The 16903-nt window shown below is 55.6% G+C and carries 14 protein-coding genes and 1 pseudogene; 13 read left to right on the forward strand and 2 right to left on the reverse strand.

What is annotated here, in order from left to right; translation table 11 throughout:
- The first annotated feature begins 16 nt into the window (after positions 1 to 16).
- The 11 genes from PJW05_RS03255 (at position 17) to PJW05_RS03305 (ending at position 12073) form a co-directional block, all read left to right on the forward strand.
- Entirely contained in the window at positions 17 to 1831 is a 1815-nt protein-coding gene (locus tag PJW05_RS03255) for a helix-turn-helix domain-containing protein (RefSeq protein ID WP_108240831.1), read from the forward strand.
- Between the two features lie 483 nt (positions 1832 to 2314).
- A complete protein-coding gene (locus PJW05_RS03260) occupies positions 2315 to 3295 on the forward strand; it encodes a flavin reductase (protein WP_108240937.1) in 981 nt (326 codons plus the stop codon).
- A gap of 16 nt (positions 3296 to 3311) precedes the next feature.
- Positions 3312 to 4823 (forward strand): aldehyde dehydrogenase, encoded by a 1512-nt coding sequence (locus PJW05_RS03265; RefSeq protein ID WP_108240832.1) that lies wholly within the window; start codon positions 3312 to 3314, stop codon positions 4821 to 4823.
- A 39-nt stretch (positions 4824 to 4862) separates the two neighbouring features.
- On the forward strand, positions 4863 to 5930 hold the full coding sequence (locus PJW05_RS03270) for an LLM class flavin-dependent oxidoreductase (RefSeq protein WP_108240833.1): 1068 nt from the start codon (positions 4863 to 4865) through the stop codon (positions 5928 to 5930).
- Between the two features lie 23 nt (positions 5931 to 5953).
- Positions 5954 to 6793, forward strand: a complete 840-nt coding sequence (locus PJW05_RS03275; protein WP_108240834.1) for an alpha/beta fold hydrolase — start codon at positions 5954 to 5956, stop codon at positions 6791 to 6793.
- A gap of 2 nt (positions 6794 to 6795) precedes the next feature.
- Entirely contained in the window at positions 6796 to 7152 is a 357-nt protein-coding gene (locus tag PJW05_RS03280) for an NIPSNAP family protein (RefSeq protein ID WP_108240835.1), read from the forward strand.
- Positions 7149 to 8333 (forward strand): quaternary amine ABC transporter ATP-binding protein, encoded by a 1185-nt coding sequence (locus tag PJW05_RS03285; protein ID WP_108240836.1) that lies wholly within the window; start codon positions 7149 to 7151, stop codon positions 8331 to 8333. Before PJW05_RS03280 ends, PJW05_RS03285 begins: the two co-directional genes overlap by 4 nt.
- Entirely contained in the window at positions 8326 to 9261 is a 936-nt protein-coding gene (locus tag PJW05_RS03290; RefSeq protein WP_108240837.1) for an ABC transporter permease, read from the forward strand. The genes PJW05_RS03285 and PJW05_RS03290 overlap by 8 nt, the downstream gene beginning before the upstream one ends.
- 78 nt (positions 9262 to 9339) lie before the next feature.
- Entirely contained in the window at positions 9340 to 10362 is a 1023-nt protein-coding gene (proX, locus tag PJW05_RS03295) for a glycine betaine/L-proline ABC transporter substrate-binding protein ProX (protein WP_108240838.1), read from the forward strand.
- Positions 10363 to 10495: 133 nt separating this feature from the next.
- Positions 10496 to 10870 carry a 4-carboxymuconolactone decarboxylase gene (pcaC, locus tag PJW05_RS03300; RefSeq protein WP_108240839.1) on the forward strand — a complete coding sequence of 125 codons (375 nt, stop codon included), beginning with the start codon at positions 10496 to 10498 and terminating at the stop codon, positions 10868 to 10870.
- 198 nt (positions 10871 to 11068) lie between these two features.
- Positions 11069 to 12073 (forward strand): aldo/keto reductase, encoded by a 1005-nt coding sequence (locus PJW05_RS03305; protein WP_108240840.1) that lies wholly within the window; start codon positions 11069 to 11071, stop codon positions 12071 to 12073.
- 191 nt (positions 12074 to 12264) lie between these two features.
- On the opposite strand, the gene PJW05_RS03310 is transcribed toward PJW05_RS03305, so the two are convergent.
- The gene (locus PJW05_RS03310) at positions 12265 to 12738 is read right to left on the reverse strand and encodes an Lrp/AsnC family transcriptional regulator (RefSeq protein ID WP_205579778.1); all 474 of its coding nucleotides are present in this window, start codon (positions 12736 to 12738) and stop codon (positions 12265 to 12267) included.
- A 137-nt stretch (positions 12739 to 12875) separates the two neighbouring features.
- On the opposite strand from PJW05_RS03310, the gene PJW05_RS03315 reads away from it, so the two are divergent.
- Positions 12876 to 14348, forward strand: a complete 1473-nt coding sequence (locus PJW05_RS03315; protein ID WP_108240841.1) for an NAD-dependent succinate-semialdehyde dehydrogenase — start codon at positions 12876 to 12878, stop codon at positions 14346 to 14348.
- Between the two features lie 16 nt (positions 14349 to 14364).
- Positions 14365 to 15756 carry an aspartate aminotransferase family protein gene (locus PJW05_RS03320; RefSeq protein ID WP_108240842.1) on the forward strand — a complete coding sequence of 464 codons (1392 nt, stop codon included), beginning with the start codon at positions 14365 to 14367 and terminating at the stop codon, positions 15754 to 15756.
- A gap of 201 nt (positions 15757 to 15957) precedes the next feature.
- On the opposite strand, the pseudogene PJW05_RS03325 reads toward PJW05_RS03320, so the two are convergent.
- Positions 15958 to 16871, reverse strand: a pseudogene (locus PJW05_RS03325) (IS5 family transposase).
- Positions 16872 to 16903: the final 32 nt, after the last annotated feature.

A 16903-nucleotide genomic window follows, 5' to 3' on the forward strand; every position in this document is an offset into this window, starting at 1 on the left:
GTCTTGGAGTAAATCGATGCCTGATCAACAACAAAAAATCACGGCCCTGCGCCGCGTCGCGAGTCAAATCAGCTCAGACGAGGACCTAGAAGCTTTGCTGCAGGAGCTGACTAGGTCAGCCTGCCAGCAGGGTGGGTGGGATCTGGGCTCGGTGATGTGCATTGATCTGGCGCACGGCTATGGCCTTGTCTTGGCACGTTACGAGACCAGCATGTTGCCGCAGAAGGTCGAAGATCGATGGGAGCTGGCGACCAGTCCATCGCTGATCGCGCTGCAGAAGGGGGAGCCAGTCTATATTCGCGATGCTCTTGAGACATCGCAATTCCCCGGATACCGGCGTGACGCTCAGGCGAGAAACTACCGCACTGTCCTCACACTACCCATGTCTAGCTGCGATGCTGAGGGGCGGCCGATGGTGCTGACTGTCATCTCGCGTACGGTGCGCGAGGTGAGCGAGGAAGACCAGACGTTCATGTCCGCTGTTGTTGATCTTGGCGCAATTGCTGTCGAGCGGGCACATCGTCGTCGTGCGCAGATGATGGCGAACGAGGAGCTCCAGCGGATACTTGGTTCGCAGCGTTCCTTGCTTCGCGATGTACTCGCAGGCGAATCACTAGAGGCCTTAACCTCGTCGCTTGGTGAACTACTAAACGGCCCAGTTCTAGTAGCCGATTTCTCGGCTAGCCATTTGCTTGGTTCTGGTTCTCCGGCGTCTGCAATTTACGATGACGTCAAATGGCAACGTTGGCTTTCCGGCAGTGGTGGGCGTGAGCTGGTGACTTTCGTGCGGGATGCGATACAGCTGCATCAAAAAACAGCGGTCATGCTGCCCATCGGGCCTGATACTAAAGTGGCTGCAACGATTGAACCGCTTACGGTCGATGAGGAGTTGGTTGGGGCCTTGCTGACTTTTGGCGAAGATCAACCATCAACTCTGCAGAAGCTTCTGCTGGAGAATGCGTGTTTCGCTCTTAGCGTGCAGCTCATGCGGAGCGTGGTCCGTTACCGCTTCGAGACACGCACATTGACCGAGTTGTTTTTCGAGATTGTGGAGCGCCGCTTTCGTGATGAGGAGGATGTGCTCAGTCGAGCGCGTCGCTTAGGGTTGTCGATATCTGCACCCCTACGGATGATCGTGGTGGATTTTTCAGGCCATGTTGGCCAAAGCAGTAATTTAGCCCTTGAATCCCATAGAGCGGTCACCCAGCTTGCCAGGCAGCAGAGTGTCTCGATGCACGTAGTCACGGTAGGTAGTGGTTTTGTTTGCCTAGTGCCTCATGAACACGAACAAGAGGTTGTCGCAGAAGCTCGGCTAGCACGGCGCATTTCGGATGCATTAGGACGCTTGCTTGGCCATGAGCCTATTGTTGTGCTCGGTGAAGTCTTCGAGGGAATAGAACCATTGGCTAGGGAGTGGGAGCGATGCTGGCGGATGATCCGCGTCGCGCGCAATTTTGGGCGAAGTGGCGTTCTGGAAATGCCTGACCTTGGTCCCTTGCCTGTCCTAATCGGTGCTGCGGACTCTGCGGATGTGCGTAGTTTCGTCACCGGAACAATTGGCAAGTTGGTCGAATATGATCAGCGCAACGCCTCTCCCTATCTGGAGACGCTTGCGGCCTACCTGCGTTCAGGCTGCCGCAGTCAACATTGTGCCGATGCCATGGGTTTGCATGTCACGACGCTGCGCTATCGGCTGTCACGTATCCAGGAACTGTTTGGCATTGAGGTGGAGTTACCCGAGCGTCGCTTCGCCCTCGAGCTGGCTATTCACCTTCATCAGCTGACCGGAAACCCCGTGAATCCTGATGCATCCTCCAAAAAGAGACCTTAAGGGGAGGGCAGGGAAGTCTCACTTCAATGTCCACTCTGCTCGGAGTCAGGATCTATGGCCGAACCTCTCCTAGCTGAACCAGATGTGAGCCTAGCTTAGGCATTCCCCTATCAGCTCAGAGCTTGTCAACCATAGGGTTGGGCAACCTCGTCTCGCCGAGCGCTGTCGTTTTTCCGTGAGCCCGACCTAGAGCATTCGGAGCATCGAGAGTGCGATGAAGCCAAATAGGAGGATTGGTCATGCATGGCTACTGGCAGCCCTTAAGGGCTGCATTCGATAGCTGCCGCGGCAACCTCTGCTTGGCTCTGCTGCGGGTGAAGCGGCAGAGTCATTGGCTGGGCTGCATGCTTTCCTTGCTTCACGGGAAGACTTGCTCCGAAGCGGAGAATATTTAATCAATTTTTCCTCCGAAGAGTAGGAAGAAACCCCAAATTTCGGCGCATATAGTTCGCCTCAATGCAATCGCATTTTGAGGTGATTTACATGCAAATTGACGTCGAGGACGACCTGAAGGCCATTGACCCAATGGCTTTGCGTCGGGCATTTGGCACCTTCGTTACGGGGGTGACAGTAGTCACAACAAACGACGAGCAGGGGCGTCCGAGGGGGATGACCGCTAACTCCTTCACGTCGGTTTCGCTTGATCCTGCCTTGCTGCTGGTGTGTATCGGCAAAGGCGCATCTAGCTACCCCGTCTTTCAGGAAACCTCAAACTTTGCCGTCAATCTGCTGCACGACGGGCAAACTGATATCTCCAATCTGTTTGCTTCCAAGGCGATCGATAAGTTCGGGTCGGTAGGGTACGACGCGGTGCACACTGGAGCACCGGTGCTCACTGACTGCCTAACCTGGTTCGACTGCAAGGTTCATAACTGTATCGATGCTGGCGATCACATCATTCTGATCGGACGCATTCTTGCATTCGGTACGAGCCCGGTAGCGCCTCTGGGTTTTTGTCGCGGGAGATACGCCCAGGTCAAGGATCCGCTACCGCCAGGTTGGCTGTCCGCGAACGACATGATTGTGGGCTATCTCATCGAAGCAGAGGGAAGCGTCCTGCTGGCACAGGACGGTAAGGGCGGTTGGGTACTGCCGAGTGCTTCGCGTCGTCTGAGGGAGGATCGACTCCCGCTTGCTGGCGGCAATGAACTCGCACTCGTACCGCACGATACCTTCCTGTATTCCGTTTTCGATATCGCCGACAACGATCCGGGCTACCTGATCTATCGAGCCAAACTTGGGCAAGCACTCTCGGTGTGCGCACTACCTGAACAGTTCCGCTTCTTCCCGCTCGATCAACTTCCCTATGGCGACATCGCATCCCGCGAGGTTCGCGCAATGCTGCGGCGTTATGCCCATGAAACCGAAAGGGGAAGTTTTGGAATTTACATGGATTCTCAAGATGGCGGGCGTGTCGCGATGGTGGGTGATGCGCAGTCGTGGGATCAGGCAAGTAAGGTTTGATATCAGGAGTTAAATAATGAAAACAACTATAGAAAATCTGCAGGGCTCCCGGCAGAAGCTGTTCATCGACGGGAAATTTACGGATTCGCACAGCGGCGAGTTCGTACCGAGTTACGATCCTACAACTGGTGAACCGTGGTACGAATTCTCTCAAGCTGACGCCGTGGATGTTGACGAGGCTGTGCATTCTGCACAAAACGCGCTCAAGAATCCGGCGTGGCGTCGAATGACGCAAACTGAGCGAGGAAAACTTGTTCGCCGACTCGGCGACCTAGTGGCAGCCCATGCGGATGAGCTCGCGCAGATCGAGTGTCGAGACAACGGCAAGCTGCTTAAAGAAATGGTCGCGCAAATGCGCGGACTTCCGGACTCATTTTATTACTTCGCCGGCATGGCAGACAAACTCCAGGGCGACACAATACCGGTCAACAAACTCGATTCGCTAAATTTCAACGTCCGCGAGCCCATCGGCGTTGTCGGCATGATTACCCCATGGAACTCCCCGCTGATGCTGCTCACGGGAACCCTGGCTCCGTGCCTTGCAATTGGCAATACGGTCGTAATCAAACCGTCAGAGCACACCAGTGCCTCTACGCTCGCACTGGCCGAGCTAGCCATCGAGGCCGGAATTCCGCCTGGCGTGATCAACGTGGTAACTGGCGATGGCCCGACCACTGGCGAAGCGCTGAGCCGTCATCCCGGGGTAGCGAAGCTTGTTTTTACCGGCAGCACGGTAACTGGACGCAAGATCGCCACTAATGCCGCCCAGAACTTGGTGTCCTGCCAGATGGAGCTCGGCGGTAAGTCTCCTCACGTAGTGTTTGGCGACGTTGATATTGACCATGCCGTGAACGGCGTCGTAGCCGGTGTGTTCGCCGCCGCCGGTCAAACGTGCGTAGCCGGTTCTCGCTGCTTCGTCGAAGCGTCGGTGTATGAGCAGTTTGTGGAAGCACTGGTCGAGCGCACTAGCCGGATCAAAGTCGGGCACCCGACTCTAGAAGATACCGACATCGGCCCACTCGCATTGGCTGCGCAATTGGACAAGGTTGGCTACTACGTGAATTCCGCTGTCCAGGAGGGGGCTAAAGTCGCCATCGGTGGCAAGCGCCCGGAGCGCAATGAGCTTAGTGGTGGCTGGTACTACGAGCCGACGGTCATAACCCACGCCCGAAACGACATGCGCTTCATGCAAGACGAAATCTTTGGCCCCGTGGTTGGTGTAATTCCGTTTGAAACCGAGGAGGAGCTGATCGAGTTGGCTAATGCGACTGATTACGGCCTGGCAGCTGGAATTTGGACCAAGGATATCAGTCGCGCAATGCGATTTGCGCGTGAGGTCGACGCCGGCACCGTATGGATCAACACATATCGTTCCACAGCGTACATGTCCCCAAATGGTGGGGTGAAACATAGTGGTTACGGCACTCGCGGCGGTTTCGAAGTAATGCGGGAATTCTCACGGTTGAAAAACGTGCTCATCGACTACTCCGGTGCGATGCAGGATCCCTTCGTTATTCGTCTGCGCTAAGAGCTACTTGGCCGATATCCACTTTCCAGGAGAATAAAAATGAAGTTCGCAGTTTCGATCTATATGGAACGATTTTCGCCGCAAGACCTGATGAGCGATAAGGTTAAGAACTTTCTAAAATTGGCTCGCATCGCTGACGAGGGTGGTTTCGAAACTCTCTGGACCGCCGAGCACCATACTCTCGAGTGCTGTGTTTCGCCTAACCCCTTCATGACCCTTACCTGGCTTGCTCAGCATACAGAGAACATTCGCCTGGGAACCGGAACGCTAGTGGCTCCGTATTGGTCGCCACTTCGCCTGGCCGGTGAAGCAGCCATGTGCGATCACCTGACCGGTGGCCGACTGGAGTTCGGTATTGCTCGTGGCGCCTACCAATACGAGTTCGATCGCATGGCTGGCGGCATCCCCCAGCAAGAGGGTGTGGCCTACATGAAGGAGCTGGTTCCCGCGGTGAAAAAACTGTGGGAAGGGGACTACGCTCACGACGGGCATTATTGGAAGTTTCCTGTCGCTACATCCGTACCCAAACCCCTGCAGCAGCCTCATCCACCCATCTGGGTTGCTACTCGCGATCCCGGCAGCTTCGATTGGGCCGTGAGCATAGGGGCAAACATCCTCTCCACTCCGCTGTCCGCGCCTGCGTCCGAAGTTGCGGTGCTGGGTGAGAAATTCCGCAAGGCGGTAGCAGACCACCCCGAAGTCCCCCGTCCTCGCTTCATGATGCAGCGCCGTACCTGCGTCTACGACCGTGAACAAGACTGGGAGGTGGCGGTTCGGCACAGCATCGATTACGGACGCGCGTTCGAGAATCTCATGCAGAACGTCGGGACGGTGACGAATGGTTTCCCGGAAGCGGTGCCCTATGAAAAAGTGGCTAACCGGGATAGCTACAACCCGGCCGCGATTCGCGAAAACCTCATGTTCGGGACTCCGGACGAGGTGATCCGCAAGCTGGAGATTTACGAGGCCCAGGGTGTGGATCAGTTCTGCCTCGGGCTTGCGTTCAACCTGCCGTTTGAACTGCAGGAGAAGACCCTCCGGCTGTTCATTGACGAGGTCATGCCGCATTTCGCCGATCGCGCACGCAAAGCGCGCCACGTCGGCTGACGCACGCTAGGGGAGCTATTAGCATGCTGACTCCAGCCAATTCTGTGCTCTCAACCTGGACGCAGGGCACATTGATCGTAGGAGGCGTCGAGCTCAATTATCGGTTGCAGGGACAAGGTCCACGTCCGCTTATTTGTATTCACGGTGTGGGTTCCTATCTGGAGGCTTGGGACAACGTCGCAAGCCGCCTGAGCGATGACTTCCGTATCTTGAGCTTTGACCTCCGCGGACATGGACGCTCGTCGCGGGTACGCGGTCGATATGAGATTGACGACTTTGTCGGGGATACGCTCGCCCTGGCAGAGCACGTGGGATTCGAAACGTTCAACCTCGCTGGGTTCTCACTGGGCGGTTTAATCGCACAGCGTTTGGTGCTTTCGCATCCGCACCGCCTGCAGCGCCTAGCGCTGCTCGCCACCGTATCCGGCCGTACTCGCGAAGAGCGTGCCCGTGTGATGCAACGTTTGGCGGCTCTGCAGAGTGGCGATCGCGGATCGCATTATGATGCTTCTGTATCGCGTTGGCTGTCCGAGGCTTTCCAGGCCAAAAACCCTGAGTTAATTGCCTATCTGCGGCAACGCAATGCCGAGAATGATCCGGATTGCTACGCCGCTGCGTATCGAGTGCTGGCGGAAACCGACTACGGCGGTTTTATTGATCAGATCAAGGTTCCGACACTGATCGCCACTGGTGAGGAGGACTCCGGATCAAATCCGCGCATGGCGCGCTTCATGCACGAATGCATTACAGACTCGAAACTGGAAGTTCTCCCTGGCCTTAGGCACTCAATATTGCTTGAGGCCCCGGATCTGGTCGCCAACTTAATGCGTAGTTTCTTCACTGAAGATAAGTTGGAGAAATAACAATGATCATCGAAGAACGCATCTATCGAATAAAAAGCGGCTCGATGTCAAGCTACTTGGAACTGGTTCGTGATGAAGGATTGGCTATTCAGCGGCCAATCCTGGGCCGCTTGGTTGGCTACTTCACTACAGAGATTGGTGTTCTAAGCCAAATTACGCATATGTGGGCATATGCGAGTCTTGAGGATAGAGCGAATCGGCGCCGTCAATTGGCTGAAGACCCCCGTTGGCAAGCGTTTATTCCACGGTTAGCTCAGTTTATTGAGCATGCCGAGAACCGGATTCTAACCCCGGCTGATTTTTCCCCGCTGCCAGAGTTCTCTAATTATCCAATTACAAATCAGGAGACGCAGCTATGACTGATCGCTTGGTAGTCGAAAATCTCTATAAAATTTTCAGTGACAAGCCGGGGCCCGCGCTGGAGTTGCTTCGTCATGGAAAGGGCAGGGCCGAAGTGTTTGAAGAGCTCAGCCAAGTTGTTGGCCTGGACAATGTGTCGCTCAAAGTTCCTTCCGGCGCCATTTACATGATCATGGGGCTTTCGGGGTCAGGGAAGTCGACTCTTGCCCGTTGTATCAACCGCCTAAATGAACCAAGCGCAGGGAAAATCCTGCTTGATGGAGAGGATATCTGCGCACTTGGTGAGGCGGCTTTACGCGAAGTTAGAAGAAATAGAATCTCGATGGTTTTTCAGCACTTTGGCCTGCTCCCCAATCGGCGTGTGATCGAGAACGTTGAGTTTGGATTGAAGATGCGAGGCATGCCGGCCGCGCAACGTCGCCAGCGTGCTGAAGAGGTTCTCAGTGTAGTAGGCCTGTCTAAGTGGTCGTATCACATGCCGCATGAGCTCAGTGGCGGCATGCGACAGCGTGTGGGGCTTGCGCGAGCGTTAGCGACCGATGCCGATGTCCTGATTATGGATGAGGCATTCAGCGCGCTGGATCCGCTGATCCGAACCGAAATGCAGGACGAACTCCTTCGCCTCCAACGCACACTCCAGAAGACGATTCTCTTCATCACGCATGATTTTCAAGAGGCGCTGAAACTCGGTACGCGCATCGCGATCATGTCTGAGGGGCAGGTTGTCCGTGAGGGTACCCCGCAATCCATTGTGCTCGACCCAAGAAGCGACTACGTAGCCGGGTTCACGCGAGAGGTTGACCGCGCTCGACTGTTCGATGCGGGCTCTGTGATGACCGTTCTTTCGCCTGTCTGGCAAGGGGCCGGTCAGACCCTGATGGGGGTCGGTCTAGGTGGGGAAGATCCTGGCTTCCTGCTCGATGGGGAACAACGGGTCCTAGGCACCCTAACTGGTCAAGAGGTTGCGATGACCTGTAGTGGTCAGGGAATACCTGTTCCAAACAAGCAATTCGCTTGTGTCCCGACAACGACGCGCCTCGTAGATGTTGCCCTCCAATGCATCCACGGTAACCCCATCGGGGTTACCGATGACAACGGCAGACTCGTTGGGTTCTTGGACGCGGGGCATATCCTCGCACGAATCGGCGCTGGTAGTGGCGCAGAGGTACATCATGCTTAATGCCGACCAACTCGCAGTACTTCCGGTAGCTCAGTGGATTCAAGGCGGTGTTGAATGGATTGCGCAGAACTTTCGTCCATTGTTTTCAACGATTAAGTGGCCAGTTGAGCAGCTGCTGAATTTCATTGATGGAGTGTTCCACGCTACGCCATTTCCAGTCATGGTGGTTATGACGTTCTTGTTCTTCTGGCGCTTGGCCAGTTTGCGCGTCGCGCTTTTCAGTTTCGTTGTCTATCTCTCGATCGCAATGCTGGGTGTGTGGTCGGAAGCAATGACGACGCTATCACTGATCACGACAGCCATCCTGTTCTGCGCGGTCATTGGTATTCCGATTGGCATCTGGTGTGCGCAAAGTCAGCGTGCATGGATGGTAGTTAGGCCGTTGTTGGACATCATGCAGACGACGCCGACCTTCGTATATCTGGTTCCAGTTGTCATGCTGTTCGGTGTCGGTAATGTGCCTGGTGAAGTGGCAGTGGTCACAGCTGCGATGCCGCCTCTTATCCGTTTCACTCAACTCGGTATTTCCATGGTTGAGCCAGAAATTGTCGAAGCAGGCCAGTCGTTCGGCGCGAACAAGTGGCAGCTTCTTTGGGAAGTACAACTTCCGCTCGCGATGCCGACAATCCTCGGAGGTCTTAACCAAACTGTGCTGACAGCGATGGTGATGTCGGTTGTGATTTCAATGATCGGTGCAGAAGGCCTGGGGCTGCTGGTACTTCAGGGTATTGGACGGTTGGACGTTGGTGGCGCAGCGATTGGTGGTATTGCAATTGTGTTGCTAGCAATGATGCTTGATCGGTTTTCCCAGGAGCTGGGAAAAACACGCCCTAAAAAACATATGACTTTCTGCGCAGTGCTTAAACGTTGTTTTCGCGGAGAGAGCGTGATTTCGCAAACGTCTGGAGAGAAACTGAAACAGCTATAGAGAGTGTTGGTCTTGTTCTGCTGCTTTATGCTAGTGCGCGTATAAAAATATTAAATAGCATTAAGAAGGTAAACAGCGATGAAAGTGTTCTCAAAGATTGTAATTTTAGGTGCGGCGGTATTTTCGATAGCAGGCGCGGTGCACGCGCAGGCGCTTCCGGGCGATGGAAAAACGATTCGCTATGCGCAAGATAGTAGTCTGGGCGGGAATTACGTAGTTGCGCAAATTGTTTCCGATGCTTTTAAGGCGCTTGGGTACCAAGTTAGGCTTACGACATTGGATAATACTCTTTTCTTCCCGGCCGTGGCCCAAGGGGACATGGATATCTCCACCGATATCACCCTCCCGCAGCGTGAGCCTGGATTTAAAGCCGTCGCTCAACAGGCCGAGTTGGTCGGCGATGGCATGATTGTCGGTGGAGGAATCAACGGTTACCTCATCGATAAGAAGACTGCACTTGCTCACAACATCACTAGCTTGGAGCAAATGAGTGATCCAAAGATCGCCGGTATTTTTGGACAAAATGGCAAGGCCGATCTGACCAGTTGTGACCCATCGTGGAGTTGCAGTACGGTTATAGATTATCAGATGGATAAATTCGGCCTGAAACAAAACGTCAAGCAGGTGCGCGGCAAATATGAAGCACTGATGGCGGATGTTGTTGGGAAGGTTAGAAGTGGAAAACCAGCATTTTTCTATGCCTGGAGTCCATCTTGGATGACCAACTCCTTGGTACCGGGTGTTGACGTCGTATGGCTGCCAACGCCAAAGGATGCTCTCCCGCCAAATATTCCGAATCAGGGCTCTGCGTTGGTTAACGACGTTCAGGGTTGCGCAGGTGGAGCGAATCCTTGCCGCATGGCGATGGCGTCCTGGAACTATCGCACCGTAGTGAATAAGGAGTTCCTGGCCTCTAACCCAGCAGTCAAAGCACTGATTCAGCAGGTCAATTTTCCCACAAATACCTGGTCGCACTGGGAAAGTACCATTAGCAAAGACGGTGGCTCTGCTGAGGTGATTAGAAAGCTTTCAGATGAGTGGATCGCTAGCAACAAGTCCCAGTTCGATCAATGGGTAGATGTGGCGAAGAAGGCCAATTGACGTAAGGCACGCCGTGTCGCGCTCAGGGTGACACGGAAAATGTGTGCCACACATCAGGGCGTACTACGGTATCGACCGTTAACGCCCCGATGCTCATATTCCGGTATGTAAAGAGTTTCAGTCGGAGGTCTCTATGAATCAGGAATTGTTCGAAAAGGGTATAAAGACTCGGCGCGAGGTTTTGGGTGATGCCTATGTCGATGCTGCTCTCGCCAGCGCAGACGATTTCAATATGCCAATGCAAGAATTGGTCTCCCAATACTGCTGGGGTGACGTCTGGAATCGACCTGGTCTGGATCGGCGGACACGCAGTCTGCTCAATTTGGCACTGATGACTGCTCTAAATCGTCCTCATGAGTTGAAATTGCATATTCGAGGAGCCCTTAATAATGGCGTCACGAAGGAAGAAATTCGTGAAGTTTTTCTGCAGGCAGCAATATATGCGGGGGTCCCTGCAGCGATCGATAGTTTCCGTTGCGCTCGTGAAGTATTTGAGCAAAATCGGTAATTACCGAAATAAGGATGCTCAAGTGGCTGCTTTGGTTTGATTTTAATCTATGTTTTATGTGAGGGCGTGGGTGAATTTTATCCTTGTGGTTTCTTGATTTCATGGTTGTGCGTTTTGCCTCTTGCTGTTAGTTGCCAGCCTACGGGCTGGCAATTCTATTTATATATTTGATTTTTCCAGGTTTTTGAGGTGGGCAAAATGGAATACCGTTACCTAGGCCGAAGTGCCTTAAAAGTATCCCCGCTATGCCTTGGTACTATGATGTTCGGTGGTGTGACTGACGAGCTGACCTCCCAGCGCATCATCGACAAGGCATATGATCAGGGGGTTAATTTCATTGACACCGCCGATGTTTACACCGGCGGGCGCTCGGAAGAGATCGTTGGCCGGTCCATCGCTGCGCATCGCGACAACTGGGTGCTTGCTACCAAGTTCGGTTCCCCTTCTTCCGTGGGGCCCAACGCTCAGGGGCAGTCGCGCAAATGGATCTATCAGGCCGTTGAAGCCAGTCTGAAACGACTGGGCACCGACTATATCGACATCCTCTATTTTCACCGAGCAGTACCCGGCGTGACCCTGGAAGAGGGCGTTCGGGCTGTCGGCGACCTCATTCGTCAGGGCAAGGTCCGTTACTTCGCTGTCTCTAACTTCCGCGGCTGGTACATCGCCGAGGTGGCGCGTTTGGCGGATCAGATAGGTATTGACCGCCCCGTGGCTAGTCAGCCCTTGTATAACATTGTGAACCGCACTGTTGAGGTTGAGCAGTTGCCTGCGGCGTACCACTACGGCCTCGGTGTGGTGCCTTACAGCCCGTTGGCACGCGGAGTTCTAACTGGAAAGTATGATGCTGAATTGACGCCGCCCGCAGACAGTCGAGTCGGTCGTGGTGATAAGCGCATCCAGCAGACCGAGTGGCGATTAGAATCGCTTCACATCGCGCAAGCTATTGCCTCGCACGCCGCAGCGCGCGGCACTTCTTCCGTTGCTTTCGCCTTGGCCTGGGTGCTTAACAACCAGATGGTCAGTTCAACTATCGCTGGACCGCGCACTGAGTCGCAATGGGACAGCTATATGGACGCGCTGGAGGTGAAGATCAGCACCGACGACGAAAAGCTGGTTGATAACTTGGTGCCCCCGGGCCACTGTTCCACGCCGGGTTACACGGACCCAAGTTATCCCGTCGAGGGCAGGCTGCCGCGCTAAACTCATCTTCTTGTTGCTAACGAATTCCTTTTCCTGGCCCTGAGCAGCCAGGCAGCGGGATTTGCTGGTCTTTACCAAAGGCGAGCCAACCAGGTCTTTTCGCAACCTTTATTGCTGTTGGCTATTGGTCGTTACAAAGGAATGTCCAATACCCGATCCCCCAGTCGCTCAGCCATAGTCCTGACTGTGTGTTAGCTGTCCATTGGCTCGATCGGAATCATAAAGCCAGCCTTGACCCGGTCCATTACCACCAGAGTCTTGAAGCTCTTGATATCGCGGTTTTCGTAGAAGAATCGGCGTGTGAATTGTTCGTAGTCCTCCATGTTCTTAGCGGTGATCACCAGGACGAAGTCTGCGTCGCCGGTGACATAGAAGCCGTTCATCACCTCCGGCGTACTTCGAATCGCGCTCTTGAAGCGGTCGATGATGTCGGCGCGCTCGCGCTCCAGCGACACCAACACCAACATGAATACGTGCCGCCCCACTGCCTTAGGCGACACGATCGACACGTCACCCTCGATCACCCCAGTGCCTCGCAATGATTTGAGGCGACGCTGGCATGCCGTGGGCGAAAGCCCCACCAGTTCGCTGAGCTCGTCGGAAGTCATGCGGTTATTGCGTTGTACGGCATTGAGAATGCTGACGTCGATGCGATCCAAAGCCATGATGCAGATTTCCTTCGTATTGCTAAAAAAAACGCAGGATAACGGCGTGTACGCGCAGAGCAACGCTGAATCCAGATGTGACCACACACATATAGTGTGCCCATCAGCCTGTCAACAAGATGGTGGGAACATAAATCATGAAGAACTTTGCTCAAGCTGCGCTGGCAAAGCTGAGCCGTCCTGATTTGCTCGAAACGCGTGCCTATGTCGATGGCCAGTGGGTCGCTGGCGAAGGACGCCTACCGGTGTTCGATCCGGCCACCGGCGGGACAATCGCCCAGGTCGCACATTGCGATGTGCGCTGGATCGATGCTGCCGTGGAAGCTGCTACCCAGGCTTTCCATACCTGGCGCGACCGCCTACCAGTCGAGCGTGGCACCATCCTGCGCCGCTGGGGAGCTCTGATGCGCTCACACAGCGAAGATCTCGCAGTGATCATGACTGCGGAGCAGGGCAAACCGCTCAAAGAGGCACGGGGCGAAATCGCTTATGCGGCTGCTTTCCTCGACTGGTTCGCAGCAGAGGGCGAACGTTGCTATGGGGAGACCATTCCGAGCCATCTGAGCGGCAGTCAATTAGCCGTACGCCAGCAGCCAATCGGTGTGACCGCAGCCATTACACCGTGGAACTTCCCTAGCGCAATGATTACCCGTAAGGCGGGCGCGGCGCTGGCGGCTGGCTGCACAATGGTGGTCAAGCCAGCGCCGGAAACCCCTTTGTCTGCACTTGCGCTGGCCAAGCTGGCTGAGGAAGCCGGTATTCCCAAAGGAGTATTCCAAGTGGTTACCGGCGATGCGCCCAAGCTTTCGGCGCGGCTGATGCAGCGATCTGAGGTCCGCGCCTTCAGCTTTACGGGCTCGACAGAGGTAGGCCGAATTCTGCTTCGGCAGTCTGCGGATACCGTTAAGAAGGTGTCCCTCGAACTCGGCGGGCATGCGCCCTTCATCGTGTTCGAGGATGCCTCGATCGATGAGGCAGTGGCCGGCTGCATCGGTGCCAAGTTTGCCACCTCGGGGCAGGACTGCCTGGCGGCCAACCGCATCTACGTTCACCGCTCGCTTTATGAGTCCTTCGTTACTGCATTTGCTAAGGCTACTACCGAGCTGCAGGTCGGCCACGGATTAGCGGAAAACGTCGACATCGGTCCGATGACACGCGTAACGGTTGCCAACAAGTGCCGCGATCACATCGGCAATGCCATTTCTCTTGGCGCGCGCGTAGTGACCGGCGGTATGGATAACGCCCTAGGCAATTGCTTCGTCACCCCGACTGTCCTGGCTGACGTGACTGAAGAAATGGACATCGCCACTGAGGAAACTTTCGGTCCAGTAGCCGCTGTGATGCCGTTCGATACCGAAGACGAAGTTATTCGTCGTGCAAACAACACAGAGTTCGGCCTCGCTGCCTACGTGTACACCAATGACCTGCGTCGTGCTTCGCGAATGTCTGATCGCCTTGAGTACGGAATGGTGGCGCTGAACACCCCCAAATTTACCGGCGCGCCGATTCCTTTTGGCGGCTGGAAACAATCCGGCCTCGGCCGGGAAGGCTCCACGCACGGTTTGGCGGAGTACATGGAGCTTAAATACGTCTGCGTCGGCGGCCTTTAATCCCAGGAGACCCATCATGGATAAGCAAACTCAAGATCTGATCGCAGCTCAGGACCGCGGCGCGGTACTGCACCCTTTTACTCACTTGAAGGATTTCGCGAGCGGAAAGCTCGGTGATCCAACCATCGTGGAGACTGGTAAAGGCATTTGCATCACCGATGCGACTGGCCGTGAGTACATCGACGGCTTTGCAGGCTTGTACTGCATGAACGTGGGATATGGTCGTACCGAAGTGGCGGAAGCAATTTCCCGCCAGGCCCACAAGCTCGCCTACTACCACTCCTATGCTGCCCACACTACGGAGGAGTTGGCTCGCCTCTCCGATCGTCTGGTGCGCATGGCGCCCGGCAAGATGAGCAAGGTGTTTTACGGCCTGTCCGGTTCTGACGCCAACGAAACCCAAGCGAAGATCGTCTGGTACTACAACAATCTGCGCGGCTTGCCAAAGAAGAAGAAAATCATCGCTCGTGATCGCGGCTACCACGGTTGCTCCGTAGTGTCCGGCTCGATGACCGGCATGAGCTTCTATCACGACTACATGGACCTGCCGGTGTCGGGCATCCTGCGTACAGGTGTTCCGCACTATTACTGGGGCGCGGAGCCGGGCGAGACCGAAGAGCAATTCTCCGCTCGCCGCGCCCAAGAATTGGAAGAGCTGATCCTGCGCGAAGGCCCGGACACCATCGGCGCCTTCATCGCCGAACCTGTCCTGGGTACCGGCGGCATTACCCCGCCGCCGGCTGGCTACTGGGCTGCGATTCAGCCGGTACTGAAGAAGTATGACATCCTCCTGATTGCCGACGAAGTCATCACCGGCTTCGGCCGCACCGGCGCCATGTTCGGTTGCGAGAAGTATGGCATCGAGCCGGACCTGATAACCGTCGCAAAAGGGCTGACCTCGGCTTATGCTCCGCTCTCCGCGTCGATCGTTGGCGAGAAGGTGTACCAGGTGATGGAAGAGGGCGCCGATCGCGTGGGCGCCTTCTCCCATGGTTACACCTACTCGGGCCACCCCATCGGTGTCGCCGCGGCCAACGCGGTCTTGGACATTGTCGAACAGGAAGACATTCCCGGTCACGTCAGCCGTGTTGGTGCGTACTTCCAAAAATCGATGCAGGAAACCTTCGCCGGCCTGCCGATCGTGGGTGAAGTCCGCGGTGTAGGCATGATGGCGGCAATCGAGTTCGTCGCGGATCCGGCAACCAAGAAGCGATTCGATCCTGCACTCAAGATCGGCGCCCGTGTCTCCAAAGCCGCTCGGGATCGCAGCCTCATAGCTCGAGCCATGCCGCACGGCGACATCCTTGGCTTCGCTCCGCCGCTGGTTACTTCCGAGAAGGAAGTCGATCGGATTGTAGATATTGCCTATAAAGCTGTTCTCAGTGTTATGGACGAACTGAAGGCCTAATCTCACCATTAGCTTGCCCAGTGCTTGTGACTTAACGGCCGGTCCTCACCGGCCGTTTTTCTGCTCCAGAAAAGTCCCCCGTTAGGGAAACTCCGAACAAGTTAGCCACGCGCAGCCGATTGGGGACCTGATCGCTTTTCAGCCCGGACTTCGGGGGGCAGACTTCACCAGAAACCAGGGTTTCGCCCTGGTTTCAGCGATTTACAGGCTTGCTTCGCCCGCATCAGCCAGCAATTGTCGAGGCACCATCCAGAGATTCGACAGGGCGAACAAGGTGACCATCGGCGCGGTTTTCTTGGCCAGGTCCTGGAAGCGTACCTTCACGTACCCAAGCTGGCGCTTGATCACCCGAAACGGGTGTTCGACCTTGGCCCGTGCCTGCGCCTTGGTCTTCTCGATTTTGCGCTTGGCCTTGTACAGGGCACTGCGTTTGCTCAACTGCTTGTAGGGGCTGCACCGGGCCGCCATCTGCCAGATGGCCTCACGCCGTGCAGCAACTGGTCGACCTAGGTGACATCGGCCACGTTGGCTGCCGTACCCACGATGCTGTGTACCAGGCCGGACTCGGCATCGGCGCCGATATGCACTTTCATGCCGAAGTTGCACTGGTTACCCTTCTTCGTCTGGTGCATCTGCGGATCACGCTGGCCTTCCCGGTTCTTGGTCTAGCTCGGCGCAAGGATGATGGGGGCATCGACAGTGGTGCTCTGGCTCAGCAACAGCCCGCGCTCACCCAGGCGGTCATTGATTACTGCCAGAATGCCCGCCGCCAATCCGTGCTGCTCCAGCAGGTGGCGGAAATTCATGATCGTTGTGTCGTCCGGGATGCTCCCGTGGGTCAGCAACAGCTTGGCAAACTGACGCAACGAGGTGATCTCGTACAGCGCTTCCTCCATCGCCGGATCGCTGAGGGCGAACCAGTTTCGCGGCAGGTGAATGCGCAGCGTGGTGTCCTGCGGATACGGCGGACGGCCAGTGCCCGCCTTGGGGTAGAACGGCTCGATCAGTGTCAACAGCCCTGCCTAGGGCACCACCCGTTCCATCTCCGCCAGAAAGCGCTCGCGCCGGGTCTGCTTGCGTTTGCCGCGGAAAACCTCATCTGGGTCATGAAACAGGGCTTAGGTTCAGTGGGGGCTATTTCAACTGA

The organism is Pseudomonas sp. Q1-7, assembly GCF_028010285.1.
Lineage (GTDB): Bacteria > Pseudomonadota > Gammaproteobacteria > Pseudomonadales > Pseudomonadaceae > Metapseudomonas.